The sequence below is a fragment of the Sphingobacterium sp. NGMCC 1.201703 genome, assembly GCF_047784615.1.
Lineage (GTDB): Bacteria > Bacteroidota > Bacteroidia > Sphingobacteriales > Sphingobacteriaceae > Sphingobacterium.
This window is the reverse complement of sequence record NZ_JBLOHD010000005.1, coordinates 169,379-185,460: the sequence shown is the minus strand read 5'-3', so window position 1 is coordinate 185,460 and position 16,082 is coordinate 169,379. Positions and strand designations below refer to the sequence as shown.

At 41.1% G+C, this 16,082-nt stretch carries 14 protein-coding genes; all 14 read right to left on the bottom strand.

Annotation, left to right across the window (positions count from 1 at the left end; all coding sequences use genetic code 11):
- Window positions 1–259 precede the first annotated feature (259 nt).
- Window positions 260–1,507 carry a threonine ammonia-lyase IlvA gene (ilvA, locus tag ACK8HY_RS11815; RefSeq protein ID WP_175992065.1) on the bottom strand — a complete coding sequence of 416 codons (1,248 nt, stop codon included), beginning with the start codon at window positions 1,505–1,507 and terminating at the stop codon, window positions 260–262.
- 220 nt (window positions 1,508–1,727) lie between these two features.
- Window positions 1,728–2,891 (bottom strand): 2-isopropylmalate synthase, encoded by a 1,164-nt coding sequence (locus ACK8HY_RS11810; RefSeq protein ID WP_077437050.1) that lies wholly within the window; start codon window positions 2,889–2,891, stop codon window positions 1,728–1,730.
- 66 nt (window positions 2,892–2,957) lie between these two features.
- Window positions 2,958–4,031 (bottom strand): 3-isopropylmalate dehydrogenase, encoded by a 1,074-nt coding sequence (gene leuB / locus ACK8HY_RS11805; protein WP_416133736.1) that lies wholly within the window; start codon window positions 4,029–4,031, stop codon window positions 2,958–2,960.
- Window positions 4,032–4,137: 106 nt separating this feature from the next.
- Window positions 4,138–5,616: an ATP-binding cassette domain-containing protein gene (locus tag ACK8HY_RS11800; protein WP_416133735.1), complete on the bottom strand. Its 1,479-nt coding sequence runs from the start codon at window positions 5,614–5,616 to the stop codon at window positions 4,138–4,140.
- The gene (gene leuD, locus ACK8HY_RS11795) at window positions 5,610–6,200 is read right to left on the bottom strand and encodes a 3-isopropylmalate dehydratase small subunit (protein ID WP_077437047.1); all 591 of its coding nucleotides are present in this window, start codon (window positions 6,198–6,200) and stop codon (window positions 5,610–5,612) included. Before leuD ends, ACK8HY_RS11800 begins: the two co-directional genes overlap by 7 nt.
- 41 nt (window positions 6,201–6,241) lie before the next feature.
- Entirely contained in the window at window positions 6,242–6,763 is a 522-nt protein-coding gene (locus tag ACK8HY_RS11790; RefSeq protein ID WP_416133734.1) for a PEGA domain-containing protein, read from the bottom strand.
- Between the two features lie 29 nt (window positions 6,764–6,792).
- Window positions 6,793–8,190, bottom strand: coding sequence for a 3-isopropylmalate dehydratase large subunit (gene leuC, locus ACK8HY_RS11785; protein WP_077437045.1), 1,398 nt, complete (start codon window positions 8,188–8,190; stop codon window positions 6,793–6,795).
- Between the two features lie 178 nt (window positions 8,191–8,368).
- Entirely contained in the window at window positions 8,369–9,850 is a 1,482-nt protein-coding gene (ilvC, locus tag ACK8HY_RS11780; protein ID WP_077437044.1) for a ketol-acid reductoisomerase, read from the bottom strand.
- Between the two features lie 45 nt (window positions 9,851–9,895).
- A complete protein-coding gene (locus ACK8HY_RS11775; RefSeq protein WP_416133733.1) occupies window positions 9,896–10,360 on the bottom strand; it encodes a DinB family protein in 465 nt (154 codons plus the stop codon).
- 14 nt (window positions 10,361–10,374) lie between these two features.
- Complete coding sequence (gene ilvN, locus ACK8HY_RS11770; RefSeq protein WP_416133732.1) at window positions 10,375–10,965, bottom strand: acetolactate synthase small subunit; 591 nt, start codon at window positions 10,963–10,965, stop codon at window positions 10,375–10,377.
- A gap of 8 nt (window positions 10,966–10,973) precedes the next feature.
- Window positions 10,974–12,716 (bottom strand): biosynthetic-type acetolactate synthase large subunit, encoded by a 1,743-nt coding sequence (gene ilvB, locus ACK8HY_RS11765; RefSeq protein WP_077437041.1) that lies wholly within the window; start codon window positions 12,714–12,716, stop codon window positions 10,974–10,976.
- 121 nt (window positions 12,717–12,837) lie between these two features.
- Window positions 12,838–14,538 carry a dihydroxy-acid dehydratase gene (ilvD, locus tag ACK8HY_RS11760; RefSeq protein ID WP_077437040.1) on the bottom strand — a complete coding sequence of 567 codons (1,701 nt, stop codon included), beginning with the start codon at window positions 14,536–14,538 and terminating at the stop codon, window positions 12,838–12,840.
- Window positions 14,522–15,412 (bottom strand): branched-chain amino acid transaminase, encoded by an 891-nt coding sequence (locus ACK8HY_RS11755; RefSeq protein WP_416133731.1) that lies wholly within the window; start codon window positions 15,410–15,412, stop codon window positions 14,522–14,524. The genes ilvD and ACK8HY_RS11755 overlap by 17 nt, the downstream gene beginning before the upstream one ends.
- Before the next feature lie 396 nt (window positions 15,413–15,808).
- The gene (gene atpC, locus ACK8HY_RS11750) at window positions 15,809–16,057 is read right to left on the bottom strand and encodes an ATP synthase F1 subunit epsilon (protein ID WP_028071934.1); all 249 of its coding nucleotides are present in this window, start codon (window positions 16,055–16,057) and stop codon (window positions 15,809–15,811) included.
- Between the last annotated feature and the right edge of the window lie 25 nt (window positions 16,058–16,082).

Genomic DNA, 16,082 nt, shown 5'->3' with positions numbered 1-16,082 from the left:
TTATATCATGAAAAATAGCATAAATTTTAACCACTATAATGGACTGGCGCAAATAGCGCAGACTGATGTTCGGAATGGTTGACAAATGAGTCTATTTTTCCCATTTTGTTCTTGTCAAGCTATAAAAATGTAATTTGCAGAAGAGGCCTGCTGTAAAGTTTTGACAATGGGACTGTGGCTTTTGAGACATAAAAATGCCTCCATAAAGTTTGTTAAACTTCTGGAGGCATTTTATACCTAAAATGGCCGATTTATATTTTTAGACCAGATACTCAAATAAAGTTTGATCTTTATTGATTTCGATAACATCAAATTTATATTCTTTCATCCGTGCGATCAGTGTTTCGTAATCTTCAGGCTTGTTGAGCTCAATACCGACCAAAGCGGGACCTCTTTCCCGTTCTGTTTTTTTGATAAATTCAAATCGGGTGATATCATCTTTAGGCCCGAGAACTTCGGAAACGAAAAGTTTCAACGCGCCCGGTCTTTGTGGGAACCGGACAATAAAATAATGCTTGTATCCTTCATAAAGTAAAGACAATTCTTTGATCTCACTCATGCGGTCAATATCATTATTTCCACCAGAGATAATACAGACGACTTTCTTGCCTTTAATTTCGTCTTTGTGGAACTCCAATGCGGCGACTGAAAGTGCGCCCGCAGGTTCAACCACGATTGCATCCTTATTGTATAGTTCCAGAATGCAGGTACAGATTTTACCCTCGGGGATGGAACGTGTATCATCTAGCAGTTGCTTGGCAATGGCGAATGTTGTGGCTCCTATTTTTTTCACAGCAGCCCCATCCACAAACTTGTTGATATGCTCCAATTCAAAAGGGGCATCGTTTTCCAATGCGGCCTGCATCGATGGTGCTCCCTCAGGTTCGACGCCATAGCACTTGATTGCTTTGTTTTTACTTTTCAGGTAGTAGCTTGCACCTGCAGCTAGTCCACCACCACCGATCGGAATAAATATAGCATCCATATCGGGTAGATCCTGTAGTGCCTCCACGGCTACGGTACCTTGTCCTTCTACAACTTTGAGATCATCAAATGGTGGAATAAAAGTCATTCCATGTTCTTCCGTATAGGCCAGAGCCGCTTTTTGACAGTCATCAAATGTATCGCCGGTCAATACAATTTCAACATTGCCATTGCCCCACATTTCGGTTTGGGAGATCTTTTGACGTGGGGTTGGTCCAGGCATAAATATAACGCCCTTAATGTCTAATTTGTTGCATGAAAAGGCTACACCCTGGGCGTGATTACCTGCACTGGCACAGACCACACCACGTTGTCTTTCCTCTTCTGTCAACGAAATAATTTTATTGTAGGCACCCCGCAGTTTATAGGAACGTACCACTTGTAAATCTTCTCGTTTGAGATAGACTTCCGCACCATATTTTTCAGATAAATGCCGATTGTATTGTAAGGGCGTACGATTGACCACAGATTTGATACGTTCAAGCGTAGCTTCGGAATCGATGTTTAGGGTTGATAGATTCATAGTTAGATGATATGTCTAATGAAGGTAGTAAAGAAAACGGGGATATCCGCCGCGATGCTAGAGATGCTACCTATGTTGTGTTTAAATTTGATTTAAATTTAGTTGATTTTTATGAAAAAGATCAGGCGTACATAGTACAAAAAAGTTTATACATGTTATTGCAGAATCCTCTTAAAAATGTATTCCTGATAAAAAAAGGCTGCATGTGCAGCCTTCCTTTTTATATTTTTTCTTGGATGAGGCTTTTTAGGTCATCATCGCAAATATTTTTCTTTTCGTCGGCCAAAACCAAAAAGCGTTGATAGCAATCCGCTAGATCGTCTTTTTCAAGATGAAAACCCAGACGCTCTAAATGGTGTTTAAGTGCATGTCTACCTGAACGTGCCGTTAAGATAATATCTGCTTCGTCCAATCCTACATCTTCTGGTCGGATGATTTCGTAATTTTCGCGGTGCTTCAAGAAGCCATCCTGATGGATACCTGAACTATGGGCAAAGGCATTCCGGCCAACAATTGCTTTATTGGGTTGCACAGGCATGTTCATCATTTCACTCACCTTACGGGACAGGTAGGTAAACATACGGCTATCGATATTTGACGTTAAACTGCCGAAAGCTTGGTTATGTACTTTAAGGATCATTGCTACTTCTTCCAATGAGGTATTTCCCGCGCGTTCACCGATTCCATTGATGGTACATTCAACCTGACGGGCGCCGTTCTGTATAGCTGCGATGGAGTTCGCAGTAGCAAGTCCTAGATCGTTATGGCAGTGTGCCGAGATAATTGCCTGATCAATATTGCGTACATTTTCCTTGAGATACTTGATTTTAGAGCCATATTGGTCCGGTAAGCAGTAGCCGTTGGTATCTGGAATATTTACGACTGTCGCGCCAGCAGCAATGACAGATTCAACCATTTTAGCTAAAAATTCCAGATCTGCACGACCCGCATCTTCGGCATAAAACTCTACATCTTCCACATAGGATTTGGCATGTTTTACGGCCGCTACTGCACGTTCTAAAATTTCTTCACGTGTACTATTGAATTTATACTTGATATGCATATCCGAAGAGCCAATGCCGGTATGGATACGCGGACGCTTGGCAAATTTCAATGCTTCTGCAGCTACATCAATATCATTCTGATTGGCACGGGTCAATGCGCATATAATAACATCATTCACCGCCTTGGATAGTTCTACTACAGATTGAAAATCTCCGGGACTGGAAACAGGAAAGCCAGCTTCGATAATATCAACCCCCAGTTTTTCTAAGTCCTTCGCGATCTCAATTTTCTCTGGTGTAGTTAATTGGCATCCTGGTACCTGTTCGCCATCACGTAATGTGGTGTCGAAGATATAAAGATGATTAGGATCGTGTAACATAATTTCTTAATTCAAAAGATTTATAAAAAAACGTAAGAAGCAAAACTCCCCACGCATATCTCATTATTATTTAATAAACGCTAATACTTTTTCACCCATTTCCTGCGTACCTAAGATTTTTGAAGGATCGGTGCTACTATTGGCGATGTCGCCTGTTCTCCAGCCAGCTTTCAGCGTTTCAGCCACAGCGTTGGTGACTGCTTTTGCTTCCTCCTGAAGACCAAAGCTAATGTCAAGCATTAGGGCTGCAGATAAAATGGAAGCAAGTGGATTTGCTTTATTCTGACCCGCAATATCGTGTGCAGAACCGTGGATAGGCTCAAAGAAACCTGTGCCATCACCCACTGAAGCGGAAGCCAGCATACCCATTGAACCGGCAATTTGTGAAGCTTCATCGGTCAGGATATCACCAAAAAGATTAGCCGTTAATACAACGTCAAATTTTTTCGGGTTTTTAACCAATTGCATCGCTGCATTATCGATAAACATGTGCTCCGTTTCCACATCTGGATATTCTTTGGCAATCTCTTGGACTACTTCTCTCCAAAGGCGAGAGGTTTCTAAGACATTGGCTTTATCAACCGAGCATAATCTTTTGTTACGTGTACGGGCTGCGTCAAAAGCTTTGCGTGCGATACGCTCTACTTCATAGCGGTGGTAATTCATCAGATCCGAAGCAAAGGTATTGTCTTCATTACGGTTTTTCTCACCAAAATATACATCGCCTGTCAACTCACGGAAGAAAAGAATGTCGGTGCCGCGAAGAATCTCAGGTTTTAGGCTTGAAGCATCCAATAATTCATCAAACAAAAGGATTGGACGAAGGTTGGCGTAAAGTCCTAGTTCTTTGCGGATTTTCAATAAGCCCTGTTCTGGTCTTACTTTAGCTGAGGGATCATTGTCATATTTGATATGTCCAATTGCACCGAAAAGAATGGCATCGGATGCTTTTGCCTTCGCCAATGTTTCATCTGGAAGTGGGGTGCCAGTCGCTTCAATTGCAGTATGTCCCATGATGGCCTCATCAAAGTTGAATTCATGGCCATAATTTTCACCGATTTTCTCTAAAACTTTTTTACCCCAGGTTGTTACTTCTTGGCCAATGCCATCTCCAGGTATGATTAAAATATTTTTGTTCATTGTATTTTAGTATTGAGATATTAGATCTGAGTACAGAGACGCTAGCTCGTGCCTGATCTGTTATCTTTTTTTTATTTGTTTCTAATTAATGGGTTTTCCACAATTTTTATGTTGATAAAACCTCTTTTTTGTGGATAACTCGTTCCACGGATTTAATTTCACCTCTTTCCAGTACCATCTTGTTATCTATGCAGGTCGGCAATTGGCTCTGAAAATGACCGACATATATCAGCGTCTGCCCATTCTTGCTCAGGTCATCGATCACATCGTTGAAATATTGCGATTGCTCCTTGTCCAAGCCTTGACAAGGTTCATCTAATATAAGTAATTCGGGATGTTTTACGATCGTTCTCGCGAGGAGTGCCAGTCGCTGTTGACCTAAAGGTAAAGATCCTAAAGTTTTATGCTTTACATCTTTGAGATCAAAAAAATGGAGCACTTGATCGAGCTTCTGCTGTTGCTCGTAGCCTAATTTCTGATAAAGGCTCATTGAATCGAAAAAACCTGAAGCGATGGTCTGGCCTACGTTGGCATTCATATCGTAGTACCAATGTAATTCGGGCGAAATAATTCCAAGGTGTTCTTTGATTTCCCAGATACTTTCTCCTGATCCCCGTTTTTTACCAAACAAGTGTATGTCATTGGCATAGGCCTGCGGATGGTCTCCATTGATCAGACTTAATAAAGTTGATTTCCCTGAGCCATTATGACCCTGCAATAGCCATTTTTCACCTGCTTTCACTTCCCAGTCAATGTTTTTTAAAACCTCCTTATCGCCATAAGAAATATGGACTTGCTTCATCTTGACCATAATCGGGGCGGAGATTTTTGGCGATTTCTGTAAAAAATAAGGTAATTCCTTTCGCTTTCGTGGTACTCCTTTCGAAATTTCGCTGCTGTTTTGGCGAATGACTATTTTCCCATCCTGGATTTCGGCAAAGCGATTGATGCAATCCGGCTGTTCATCATCATTTGTAATCAACAGGAGTGATACGCCCTTTTCTGCAAGTTGATCAAAGATTTGATTCAAATCTTTTCTGGACTGTACATCCAGTCCGGTATAAGGCTGGTCGATAATCAAGACCTGTGGTTGAAGCCATAGCGCTTTGACCAACTGTAGCCTTTTGTGTTCGCCACTGGAAAGTTCGATCAGTTGCTGATCTTTGAAGTTTTCAAATCCAAAGACGCTGAGGTAGGGTACGACATCTTCAAAGGCTAACTGTTCATCCTTTGCAAAATGCTTTAATTCCGCAAAGACCGTTAAGGTATCGTTTTTTGCAAATTTGTTGTAGCGTTGTTGATAATAGAAATTGCGATCACCCTCCAGATTGGTAAATTGAAACCAATTAGAGACGTAATGCACAATCGCTGGCAAAGGGCTTTCCCTATCCAGATGAAAGGATAGGGTACCCTCGTATTTTAGTTGTCCAGTAATTGCTTTTGCAAGCGTTGTTTTTCCCGTGCCACTTGGACCGCCAAGGATCCATTGTTCTCCGGGGAAAATTTGCCAATTTAACTCTTGCAGTATGGTATCTTTACCATGCTGAATAGTTAAATTGGCAATATGGACGACTGGGTCTACCATTTTCTTGTTGTTTCAAATGATTCAATTAGATCTTTTTGATTCAGGATAAAATCGATATCATCGTATCCATTAATCAAGCATGATTTTTTGTATGGATTGATTTCAAATTCAAATTGATCGCCAGTCTCTGTTAACATAACTGTTTGTTTTTCGAGATCAACGATAATTGCTGTGTTTGGATTTTGGTGGACCAATTCAAAGATTTTGGCTAAGAACTCATCAGAAACCTGTATCGGCAATACGCCATTATTAAGGGCGTTACCTTTAAAGATATCTGCAAAAAACGAACTGATAACAACGTCAAAGCCATAGTCCTGGATTGCCCATGCAGCATGTTCACGGCTAGAGCCGCAACCAAAGTTTTTACCGGCCACTAATATCTTTCCGGAATAAGTGGGGTTATTCAATACGAAATCTGCTTTAGGCTGATTTTCGCTATCAAAACGCCAGTCACGGAACAGGTTGTCTCCAAAGCCCTCGCGTGTGGTCGCTTTTAGAAAACGTGCCGGTATGATCTGATCGGTATCAATATTTTCGATAGGTAATGGAACTACCTGTGATGTTAAAGTTTCAAATTTTTTCATTTTTTTAAAAAGTCAAAATAAAAAACCCAAAGCTTTAAATATTAGCTTTCTGTTTTTTTATCTGTTTTATTTTCAGTCGAACTATAGTTGTTCAAAACCTTTTCCCGTTGTTGTTCGTACTCCTCTTTGGTGATGAGCTTGTCCTCATACATCTTTTTCAGCTCTTGTAATTTCGCTGCTATTGATGTATCTGTTGTGGTTTCTTTTTTTGCCCCTGCACCCAATGGTATTAGTTCGTATGTATGTTGGTCTTTATATTTCATTGTCCATAGAAATGGAACCAAGACAAAAATACCGCCTATAATAGCGCCGACATCAGCTTTTTCATTTCGTGAGAAACTTGTTGAGAATGGTTCATACCCCTCTTTCTCAATTTTCAGGTTAGTCGTACTACCAACGATTTTTGTGTCTTTATAAGAATATGGTGTTGTCCCCGCATATTCACCTTGAATATAAACTTTTGCACCAACTGGATTTGACTGAATCATTGTTGTGCTTGCGCAACTGGTAAAAAGTGTCGCTCCGGCTAAGATGATAGATGTGATCTTAATGTTACTTTTCATTTTTAGATTAATATATTATAGTTATTTTCTTAGATCAACTCTCTAACATCTGTTATTTTGCCAGTTACTGCTGCTGCTGCTGCGGTGAGTGGCGATACCAACATGGTACGTGCATTAGGTCCCTGACGGCCTTCGAAATTTCTATTTGAAGTTGAAACACAATATTTGCCTGCCGGGATTTTATCTTCGTTCATTCCTAAACATGCCGAGCATCCTGGTTCACGCAATTGGAATCCCGCGGCTTCAAATATTTTATCCAAACCTTCTTCTTTGGCTTGTTTTTCAACTTGTTTGGAGCCCGGTACGATCCATACTTCAACATCCTGTGCTTTTTGTTTTCCCTTCACGAAAGAAGCTACTTCACGTAAATCTTCAATACGGGAATTCGTACAGCTCCCGATAAATACATAATCAACACGGTTACCCAAGACAACGGAATCGTCTTTAAAGCCCATGTAGTCTAAGGCTTTTTGATACGAAGGTCTTTCCGATTCCGGTTGTGCACTGGTTGCTGGGATATGTTCTGCAATACCCATACCCATGCCCGGATTTGTACCATAGGTAATCATCGGAGCGATATCTGCTGCATCAAATGTCAATACCTTATCGAAGATCGCGTCTTCGTCTGAATATAATGTTTTCCAGTAGGCAAGGGCATTGTCCCAATCTTCTCCTTTTGGCGCGAATTCACGGCCTTTCACATAATCAAATGTAATCTGATCGGGTGCAATTAAACCGCCACGAGCGCCCATTTCAATACTCATGTTACAGATGGTCATCCGCGCTTCCATACTCAACGAGCGGATTGCTGAACCGGCATATTCGATAAAATAGCCTGTCCCACCTGCCGCAGAAATCTGAGCGATAATATAGAGGATAATATCTTTTGCGCCAACACCCTTTTGTAGGGTACCATTGACTTCAATTTTCATGGTTTTAGGTTTGGACTGCAATAAACATTGCGTCGCAAAGACCTGTTCAACCTGAGAGGTTCCAATACCAAATGCAATAGCTCCAAAGGCACCGTGTGTCGAGGTATGGCTATCTCCACAGACCATTGTTTTACCCGGCAGTGTGATACCTAACTCCGGACCGATCACGTGTACAATCCCTTGATAAGGATGTCCCAAACCATAGAGTTCAATGCCAAATTCAGCGCAATTTTTGGTCAGCATATCGACTTGATAGCGCGATAACTCTTCTTTGATCGGTAAATGTTGGTTGAGGGTCGGTACGTTATGGTCGGCAGTAGCTACCGTTTGCTTTGGACGAAAGACTGGAATTCCTCTTTTGCGTAAGCCATCAAAAGCTTGAGGTGAAGTAACCTCATGAATTAAGTGGGTGTCGATATACAGAATATCTGGAAACCCTTCTTCACGCTTGACGACGTGAGCATCCCAAATCTTTTCTACTAATGTTTTTGACATTTTTATTCTCTCTTATGTTATTTTTATATTAACCAAGGTGATATTGTAAATGTCTCAATATCACCTTGGTTTTAATATACTAAATTACGAAATTTTCATGATTTAAAGACACATATGTCTATTGAATTCACTTGGATATTCGTTTCGGCCGTAAAAAAACAGCTGATTTGTATGATTTTTAAACAGTTTTGATCGCTTTCATGGCAGTCATCGCTTTACGCAATTTGCGGCCAACGATTTCTACAGGATGCTCGCGTAAAATTTCATTGATGGCAACCAATTGTGCATTGTCAACAGCAGCATCTTTACCTTCGTTGAAGTTTTTACCTACTAAATCTGTATCCACAGTTTTCATGAAATCAGCCAATAACGGTTTACAAGCCTGATCGAATAAGTAACAACCGTATTCTGCTGTATCAGAAATAACACGGTTCATTTCGAACAATTTCTTACGTGCGATTGTGTTAGCGATCAATGGTGTTTCGTGCAGTGATTCGTAGTATGCTGATTCCGGTTTGATACCAGCTTCAACCATTGTTTCAAATGCCAATTCTACTCCAGCACGAATGAAAGCGACCATCAACGTATAATTGTCAAAGTATTCTTGCTCGTTGATTTTAACATCAGCAGCAGGAGTTTTTTCGAAGGCAGTTTCACCTGTTTCAGCTCTCCATTTCAATAAGTTTGCATCACCGTTTGCCCAATCTTCCATCATGGTCTTGCTGAAGTGGCCTGACATGATATCGTCTTGGTGTTTTTGGAACAATGGACGCATGATATCCTTCAGTTCTTCAGAGATCTCAAAAGCTTTTACTTTTGCAGGATTGCTCAAACGGTCCATCATACCGCTTACGCCACCATGTTTCAAAGCTTCAGTGATCACCTCTACACCATATTGTACCAATTTGGATGCGTAACCCGCGTCAATTCCTTTTTCGACCATTTTGTCGAAAGATAAGATCGAACCGGTTTGCAACAATCCACAAAGAATCGTTTGCTCACCCATTAAATCCGATTTTACTTCAGCGACGAAGGATGATTTCAATACACCGGCTTTGTGACCACCTGTTCCTACACAATATGCTTTTGCTTCAGCCCAACCTTTTCCTTGTGGATCATTTTCTGGGTGAACGGCAATCAAAGTAGGTACACCAAATCCACGAAGGTATTCTGCACGAACTTCCGAACCCGGACATTTTGGCGCAACCATGATCACAGTGATATCTTTACGGATCTGCATTCCTTCTTCAACGATGTTGAAACCATGTGAATAAGACAATGTAGCTCCCTCTTTCATCAATGGCATCACCGCGTTGATCACTGATGTATGTTGTTTATCTGGAGTCAAGTTGATAACTAAATCCGCAGTCGGGATCAATTCTTCGTAAGTGCCTACGTTAAAGTTATTGTCTGTAGCGTTTTTCCAGGAATCTCTTTTTTGTTCAATAGCCTCTTTACGTAAAGCATAAGAAACGTCCAGTCCGCTATCTCTTAAGTTTAAACCTTGGTTCAAGCCTTGTGCACCACATCCTACGATTACGATTTTTTTACCTTTTAAAGCGTTTACACCATCCGTGAATTCGCTGTTGTCCATGAATTCAGCGTGACTTAATTGTTCTAACTGCTCTCTAAGCGGTAAGGTGTTGAAATAATTTGCCATTGTTTTACTTTCTTTCTGTTATTGGTTGTTGATTATTTATTTTAATTATTGTACTAATCTGCGTTGAGCCATTGCGTAACCGAAATGAACGTTATCATGTCCTGATGTCAGGGCAATAACTTCTTCAATTGTGTCCATTGGGTAACCGTAGGTTGCTGTTGAAAAAGAGGTGATTTCTCCGAAAACACCATTTTCATAGTCAGTGGCAATTTGCTCGATACTGCGGATTGCAATTTCTTTCAATTCATCAATTTCCGCTTGTTCGACAAAGCGGGTTGGTTTAGTATCTTTTTTATAATCTTCGTTATATTTCACCCAAGAAGTGTCGGCTTTGATTCCTGTTCGGACATAGACCAAAGTCTGTGTACTGACAACGATATGAGCAAAGTTCCAGATGATATTGTTATTAAATCCTGCTGGAATTTTGTTGAGTTGTTCTGGGGAAAGTCCGTCAATTAATTCAATGAATTTCTGACGCGACTTGAGGATAAATTTAAATGTTTCTTGCATGATATTTTTAAAACTTACATCGTAAATACGTCATCTCTTTTGTCGAGATATTCATTTTCAACGATTTCCATAGAGGGCTCCTTCGCTTCAAACTGAACGAGTTTGGAGTGGAAACCCGCACTATCTTTAATGATGGCAATACGCGCACCACGTACAAATTCGATTAATCCGTATTTTGTCAATTCCTCCGTCAGTTTATCAATTTCCTCACGGTGACCTGCAGTTTCGAACACGATATAATCATTACGGATCACAACTACATTGGCACCATACTGACGTAGTAAACGCTCAACATATACTTTTTCATTGACTACGTCCGCAGGTACCTTATAGAGCGCCTGCTCTTGCCAGATCACTTCATCATTGGTGTTGTAGTAGGCTTTAAGAATGTCAATCTGTTTTTCCAGCTGACGACAAAGCTTACGTAGCACCTCTTCTGCTTCAGTAATCACAATAGTGAACCGATGTATGCCTTCTACTTCGGAAGGGGAGGTATTCAGGCTTTCGATATTGATTTTTCTTCTTGAAAAAATCGTGGAGATCCTACCGATTAGACCGATAGAATTCTCCGTGTATAGGGTAATGGTATATTCTTGTTTTTCCATTTTCAACTTTACTTTAAGCGGATCTCTGATACGGATGTTCCTTGTGCGACCATTGGGAATACATTGTTTTCTTTTCCTACCATGACTTCCAATAAATAAGCACCATCGTGTTCAAGCATGGTCTGAAGGGCAGTGCGGAGATCTTTCCGTTCTGAAATTTTCTGACCATCGATATAATATCCTTTGGCAACAGCAACAAAATCAGGACTGGTGATATTCACGAATGAATAGCGCTTGTCATGGAACAGTTGTTGCCATTGGCGTACCATTCCCAAGAACTCATTGTTAAGGATCAAAATTTTCACCTTCGCGCCAAATTGCATAATGGTTCCTAACTCTTGAATAGTCATTTGGATACCGCCGTCACCGATAATCGCTACAACAGTTTTCTCGGGAGCACCATACCATGCACCGATAGCTGCCGGAAGCCCGAAGCCCATTGTTCCTAAACCACCTGAGGTCACATTGGATTTGCTGTTATTGAACTTGGCATAACGACAGGATACCATTTGGTGTTGGCCTACATCTGTTGTAATGATGGCATCACCGCCTGTCAATTCATTCAACACATTGATGACCTCACCCATGGTCATAATATCGGTTTGTGGGTGAAGTTCATTTTGGATGACTTCTTTGATTTCTTCTTTTTCAAGTTCGCGGAATTGTTGAAGCCAAGCGGAGTGATCCACAGCTTTAACCAATTCTGTAAGCATTGGAAGCGATTCTTTACAGTCGCCCCATACCGGTACGGTTGTCTGTACATTTTTGTCAATCTCTGCAGGGTCGATATCCAAATGGATTACTTTTGCCTGTTTGGCATATTTGTCCAAACGGCCGGTTACACGGTCATCGAAACGCATGCCGATAGCAATTAGGACATCACATTCATTGGTCATGACATTCGGCGCATAGTTACCATGCATCCCCAACATCCCGACATGAAGTTTATGGTCAGTAGGAAGCGCGCTCAGTCCCATGACAGTAGCTGCTGATGGAATTCCCGTCTTTTCGATAAAAGCTTTGAATTCTTCTTCTGCTTTACCTAGGATGACACCCTGTCCAAAAAGAACAAATGGTTTTTTTGCATTATTGATTAACTCAGCAGCCTGTTCGACATACTCCTTACGCACTTGTGGAGCAGGTCTGTAGCTACGTACATGGTTGCATTTTTCGTAACCATAATAATCGAACAATTGCATTTGCGCATTTTTGGTGATATCAATCAATACCGGCCCCGGACGACCGGTGCTGGCAATATAAAATGCTTTTGCGAGTGCAGCTGGAATTTCAGTAGCGTCGGTGACCTGATAGTTCCATTTTGTGACCGGTGCGGTGATATTGATGACATCCGTTTCCTGAAATGCATCTGTCCCCAATAGTGAAGCAAAGACCTGACCTGTGACACAGACAATAGGATTACTGTCGATCATGGCATCAGCCAGTCCAGTAACTAAGTTTGTCGCTCCAGGGCCACTCGTCGCGAAGACGACACCAGTACGACCTGAAGTTCTTGCATAACCTTGCGCCGCGTGGATTCCACCTTGTTCATGGCGCACTAAAATATGCTTCAGACGATCCGTATAATCATAAAGGGCATCATAGATAGGCATAATCGCGCCACCCGGATAACCAAATACGGTATCAACTCCTTCGCTCAATAAGGCTTCCAAAACAGCTTTCGATCCCGAAATTTGTGTCGGCGTTTCCTGCTTGGTAGCAGCCTTATTTTCTGTTATTTCCAGTGTACTCATATTGATTAGTATTGAGATATTAGATTTTAGATGGGAGACATTAGATTTGAGATTGAACTCTTCAGCCTGTGGCTTATTAAGTGTCTCCCACTTTTAACTTTTTAATTTTGACTTTTAACTTCTACAAATCTGTTACACAGCCTTCTGAGGCGTCAGCTACAGTTTTAGCATATTTGTATAATACACCTTTGCTGACTTTCAACGCTGGTTGCACCCAGGCCGCACGACGTTGTGCGATCTCTTCATCCGAAAGAAGTACATTGATACTGTTGTTGACGGCGTCAATTTCGATGATATCGTCATCATGGACTAAGCCAATTAGTCCCCCTTTGTAAGATTCAGGCGTGATGTGACCGACGACAAAACCGTGTGTTCCTCCGGAGAAGCGGCCATCTGTAATCAAAGCCACGGATTTACCTAAGCCAGCACCGATAATCAATGAAGTAGGTTTAAGCATCTCAGGCATACCCGGAGCGCCCACAGGACCTTCATTTTTGATAACGACAACATCTCCTGGTTTGATTCTGCCGGAAGCTATTCCAGCAACTAAATCATGCTCACCGTCAAATACACGAGCAGGACCGGTAAATTTTTCGCCTTCTTTTCCAGAGATCTTCGCAACGGACCCTTTTTCAGCTAAGTTACCGTACAGGATCTGTAAGTGCCCTGTAGCTTTGATCGGGTTGCTTAATGGTTTGATAATAGGTTGCTCATATTCCATAATGGATTTAACATCCGCTAAGTTCTCTGCAACTGTCTTTCCGGTTACGGTGATACAATCACCATGTAATAAACCTTCATCCAAAAGATATTTCATCACGGCAGGCGTTCCACCAAACTGTTGGAGATCCTGCATGAGGTATTTACCAGAAGGTTTAAAATCTGCCAACACCGGGGTCTCGTCGCTCATACGCTGGAAGTCATCCTGAGAAATATCAACGCCTACAGCTTTACCGATTGCGATAAAGTGAAGTACGGCATTGGTACTTCCACCCAAGATAACGATGGTACGTAAGGCGTTTTCGAATGCTTTACGGGTCATGATATCCGAAGGTTTAATATCTTTTTCCAGTAAGATACGGATGTATTTACCTGCATCTAGGCATTCATTTTTCTTTTCTTCAGAGATTGCCGGATTAGAAGAAGAATATGGCAAGCTCATTCCCAATGCTTCAATTGCTGAGGCCATTGTGTTTGCGGTATACATACCGCCACAGGCTCCAGCACCCGGACAGGTATGTTTGATGATACCTTCGTAATCTTCATCGGAAAGGTTGCCACAGATACGTTGTCCTAAGGCTTCAAATGCAGAAACGATATTTAGTTCCTCGCCTTTATAATGACCGGGTGCTATTGTACCCCCATAGACCATTAGTGAAGGGCGGTCCAAACGCGCCATTGCCATAATGGCACCGGGCATGTTTTTATCACATCCAGGAATAGAGATCAAGCCATCATAATATTGACCACCACAGATGGTTTCAATACTATCGGCGATTACATCACGGCTGACCAGTGAGTAACGCATACCATCCGTACCGTTGCTCATCCCATCGCTGACACCAATGGTGCCAAAGGTCAAACCGACTAAGTCATTGTTCCAAACCCCTTTTTTGACTATTTGCGCCAAATCATTAAGGTGCATATTACACGTATTACCATCATATCCCATGCTGGCAATACCGACCTGTGCCTTGTCCATATCAGCGTCTGTCAGGCCGATACCGTAAAGCATGGCTTTAGCAGCAGGTTGCGTTTCGTCTTGTGTAAATGTACGGCTGTATTTGTTCATTGCATTTTCGCCGTTAGATGATGACTTCATAATTTTCGTTCTCTAATACTAAATTTTTATATCTTCTTTGGATAGATGCCCCTATGCTGTGTTCCCACTCTTCTTGATAGATCACATCATCAACTTGTTTGATTCCGATAATTTCAGCTGCTGTACCGCATAAGAATGCGCTGTCGGCAGTATAGATATCTTCTACTGTCAAAGGTTTTTCAATGACTTCGAAATTCAGTTTTTTACAGATGTTTTTAACCGTCTGCCGCGTAATGCCGGGAAAAATGTTTTTCGCTGGCGGCGTATAGATTTTGAAATCTTTCTCGATAAAAATATTCTCGCTTGAAGCCTGTGCCACGAAACCTTCATGGTCAAGCATAAGTGCCTCGTCAAAACCTCTTTTGATAGCTTCTGTAGTTGCCAGAATAGAGTTTACATATTGGCCTGATATCTTTGAGTCTGTTTTGAAAGATTTTGGATTGGGTCTTTTGATGTCAGAGATACATACACGTAAAAGGTTCTGCCCGAGATAAGGCCCCCATTCCCAAGCGGCAATCATCAGATTAGCCTCTGTAGAGAATGTCAGGTGCATATTCGAACCTGTGAGTACCAATGGACGAATGTAGGCTTCACGTAAGTTGTTAATGGCCAGAAGTTCATAACACTTGTCTATTAGCTCCCGGTTACTCCATGCATAGGGAATATTAACTGCTTCGCAGGATTTCTTTAGTCGGTCAAAATGCTTGTCCGCTTTAAAGATGCGTGGTCCATTATGGGTGTTGTACGCACGTAAACCATCGAATACAGCGTAGCCATAATGAAGCGATTGTGCAAAGGGATTCAATGCAGCCTCGGAGGCTTTTACAAAAGCTCCATCCAAATAAATCAATGTGTTCTTGTCGTAGTATTTCATAACCCAAAATTTACCTTATATAAATAGTTCCCCTGTTTGGTTTTTTGCTGGTAAATCGCGCTATCTCAGGCTGCTGTAAAAACCTTCGATTTTCATTTCCTCAAGGTAGCAGGAATTACAATAATTGGCAATAGCTAAAGTGCTAATTTTCTATTTAGAATAAAATTCTATGTTATGTTGTTTTATAGAATTTTAAACTGCATTTTTTCGGTTTTGACGGTTTTAAATTTTGTTAGTCGTATACCATATTTAAAATTGGTCTACATGGTCAAAAAATTATTTTTTGTTACAAAGGGCAAATTTCTTCCTAAAATGAAGAAATTGTCAAAAAAACTTTAAAAAAAAAGCTTCCGATATTTCTATCGGAAGCTTTTCAATATTTTAAAATCAATTGATTTAATCTCCGATAATTCCTTCAGCAAGCACGGTAATGACATTGTCTTTAGCTTCCACAACACCACCTTTAATGAACACTTCTTGTCCACCTTTACCTTGTTGAATAATTACTTTTCCATCTTCCAAAGTAGAAACAATAGCCGCGTGGTCTTTCAGAATTTGAAAGGAGCCAGCAGAGCCAGGAACAGTAACCGATGTTACTTCGCCTTCGTATACTAATTTGTCGGGAGTGATAATTGTTAATTTCATTATTCTTAGATATAAGATTTGAGAT

Coding starts and splice junctions, on each gene's coding strand:
- ACK8HY_RS11800 (WP_416133735.1), bottom strand. CDS start 5,616: ATGGTAGACCCAGTCGTCCATATTGCCAATTTAACTATTCAGCATGGT.
- ilvA (WP_175992065.1), bottom strand. CDS start 1,507: ATGAATCTATCAACCCTAAACATCGATTCCGAAGCTACGCTTGAACGT.
- ACK8HY_RS11790 (WP_416133734.1), bottom strand. CDS start 6,763: ATGAAAAGTAACATTAAGATCACATCTATCATCTTAGCCGGAGCGACA.
- atpC (WP_028071934.1), bottom strand. CDS start 16,057: ATGAAATTAACAATTATCACTCCCGACAAATTAGTATACGAAGGCGAA.
- ACK8HY_RS11775 (WP_416133733.1), bottom strand. CDS start 10,360: ATGCAAGAAACATTTAAATTTATCCTCAAGTCGCGTCAGAAATTCATT.
- leuB (WP_416133736.1), bottom strand. CDS start 4,031: ATGAACAAAAATATTTTAATCATACCTGGAGATGGCATTGGCCAAGAA.
- leuC (WP_077437045.1), bottom strand. CDS start 8,190: ATGTCAAAAACATTAGTAGAAAAGATTTGGGATGCTCACGTCGTCAAG.
- leuD (WP_077437047.1), bottom strand. CDS start 6,200: ATGAAAAAATTTGAAACTTTAACATCACAGGTAGTTCCATTACCTATC.
- ACK8HY_RS11755 (WP_416133731.1), bottom strand. CDS start 15,412: ATGAAATACTACGACAAGAACACATTGATTTATTTGGATGGAGCTTTT.
- ilvB (WP_077437041.1), bottom strand. CDS start 12,716: ATGAGTACACTGGAAATAACAGAAAATAAGGCTGCTACCAAGCAGGAA.
- ilvN (WP_416133732.1), bottom strand. CDS start 10,965: ATGGAAAAACAAGAATATACCATTACCCTATACACGGAGAATTCTATC.
- ilvC (WP_077437044.1), bottom strand. CDS start 9,850: ATGGCAAATTATTTCAACACCTTACCGCTTAGAGAGCAGTTAGAACAA.
- ACK8HY_RS11810 (WP_077437050.1), bottom strand. CDS start 2,891: ATGTTACACGATCCTAATCATCTTTATATCTTCGACACCACATTACGT.
- ilvD (WP_077437040.1), bottom strand. CDS start 14,538: ATGAAGTCATCATCTAACGGCGAAAATGCAATGAACAAATACAGCCGT.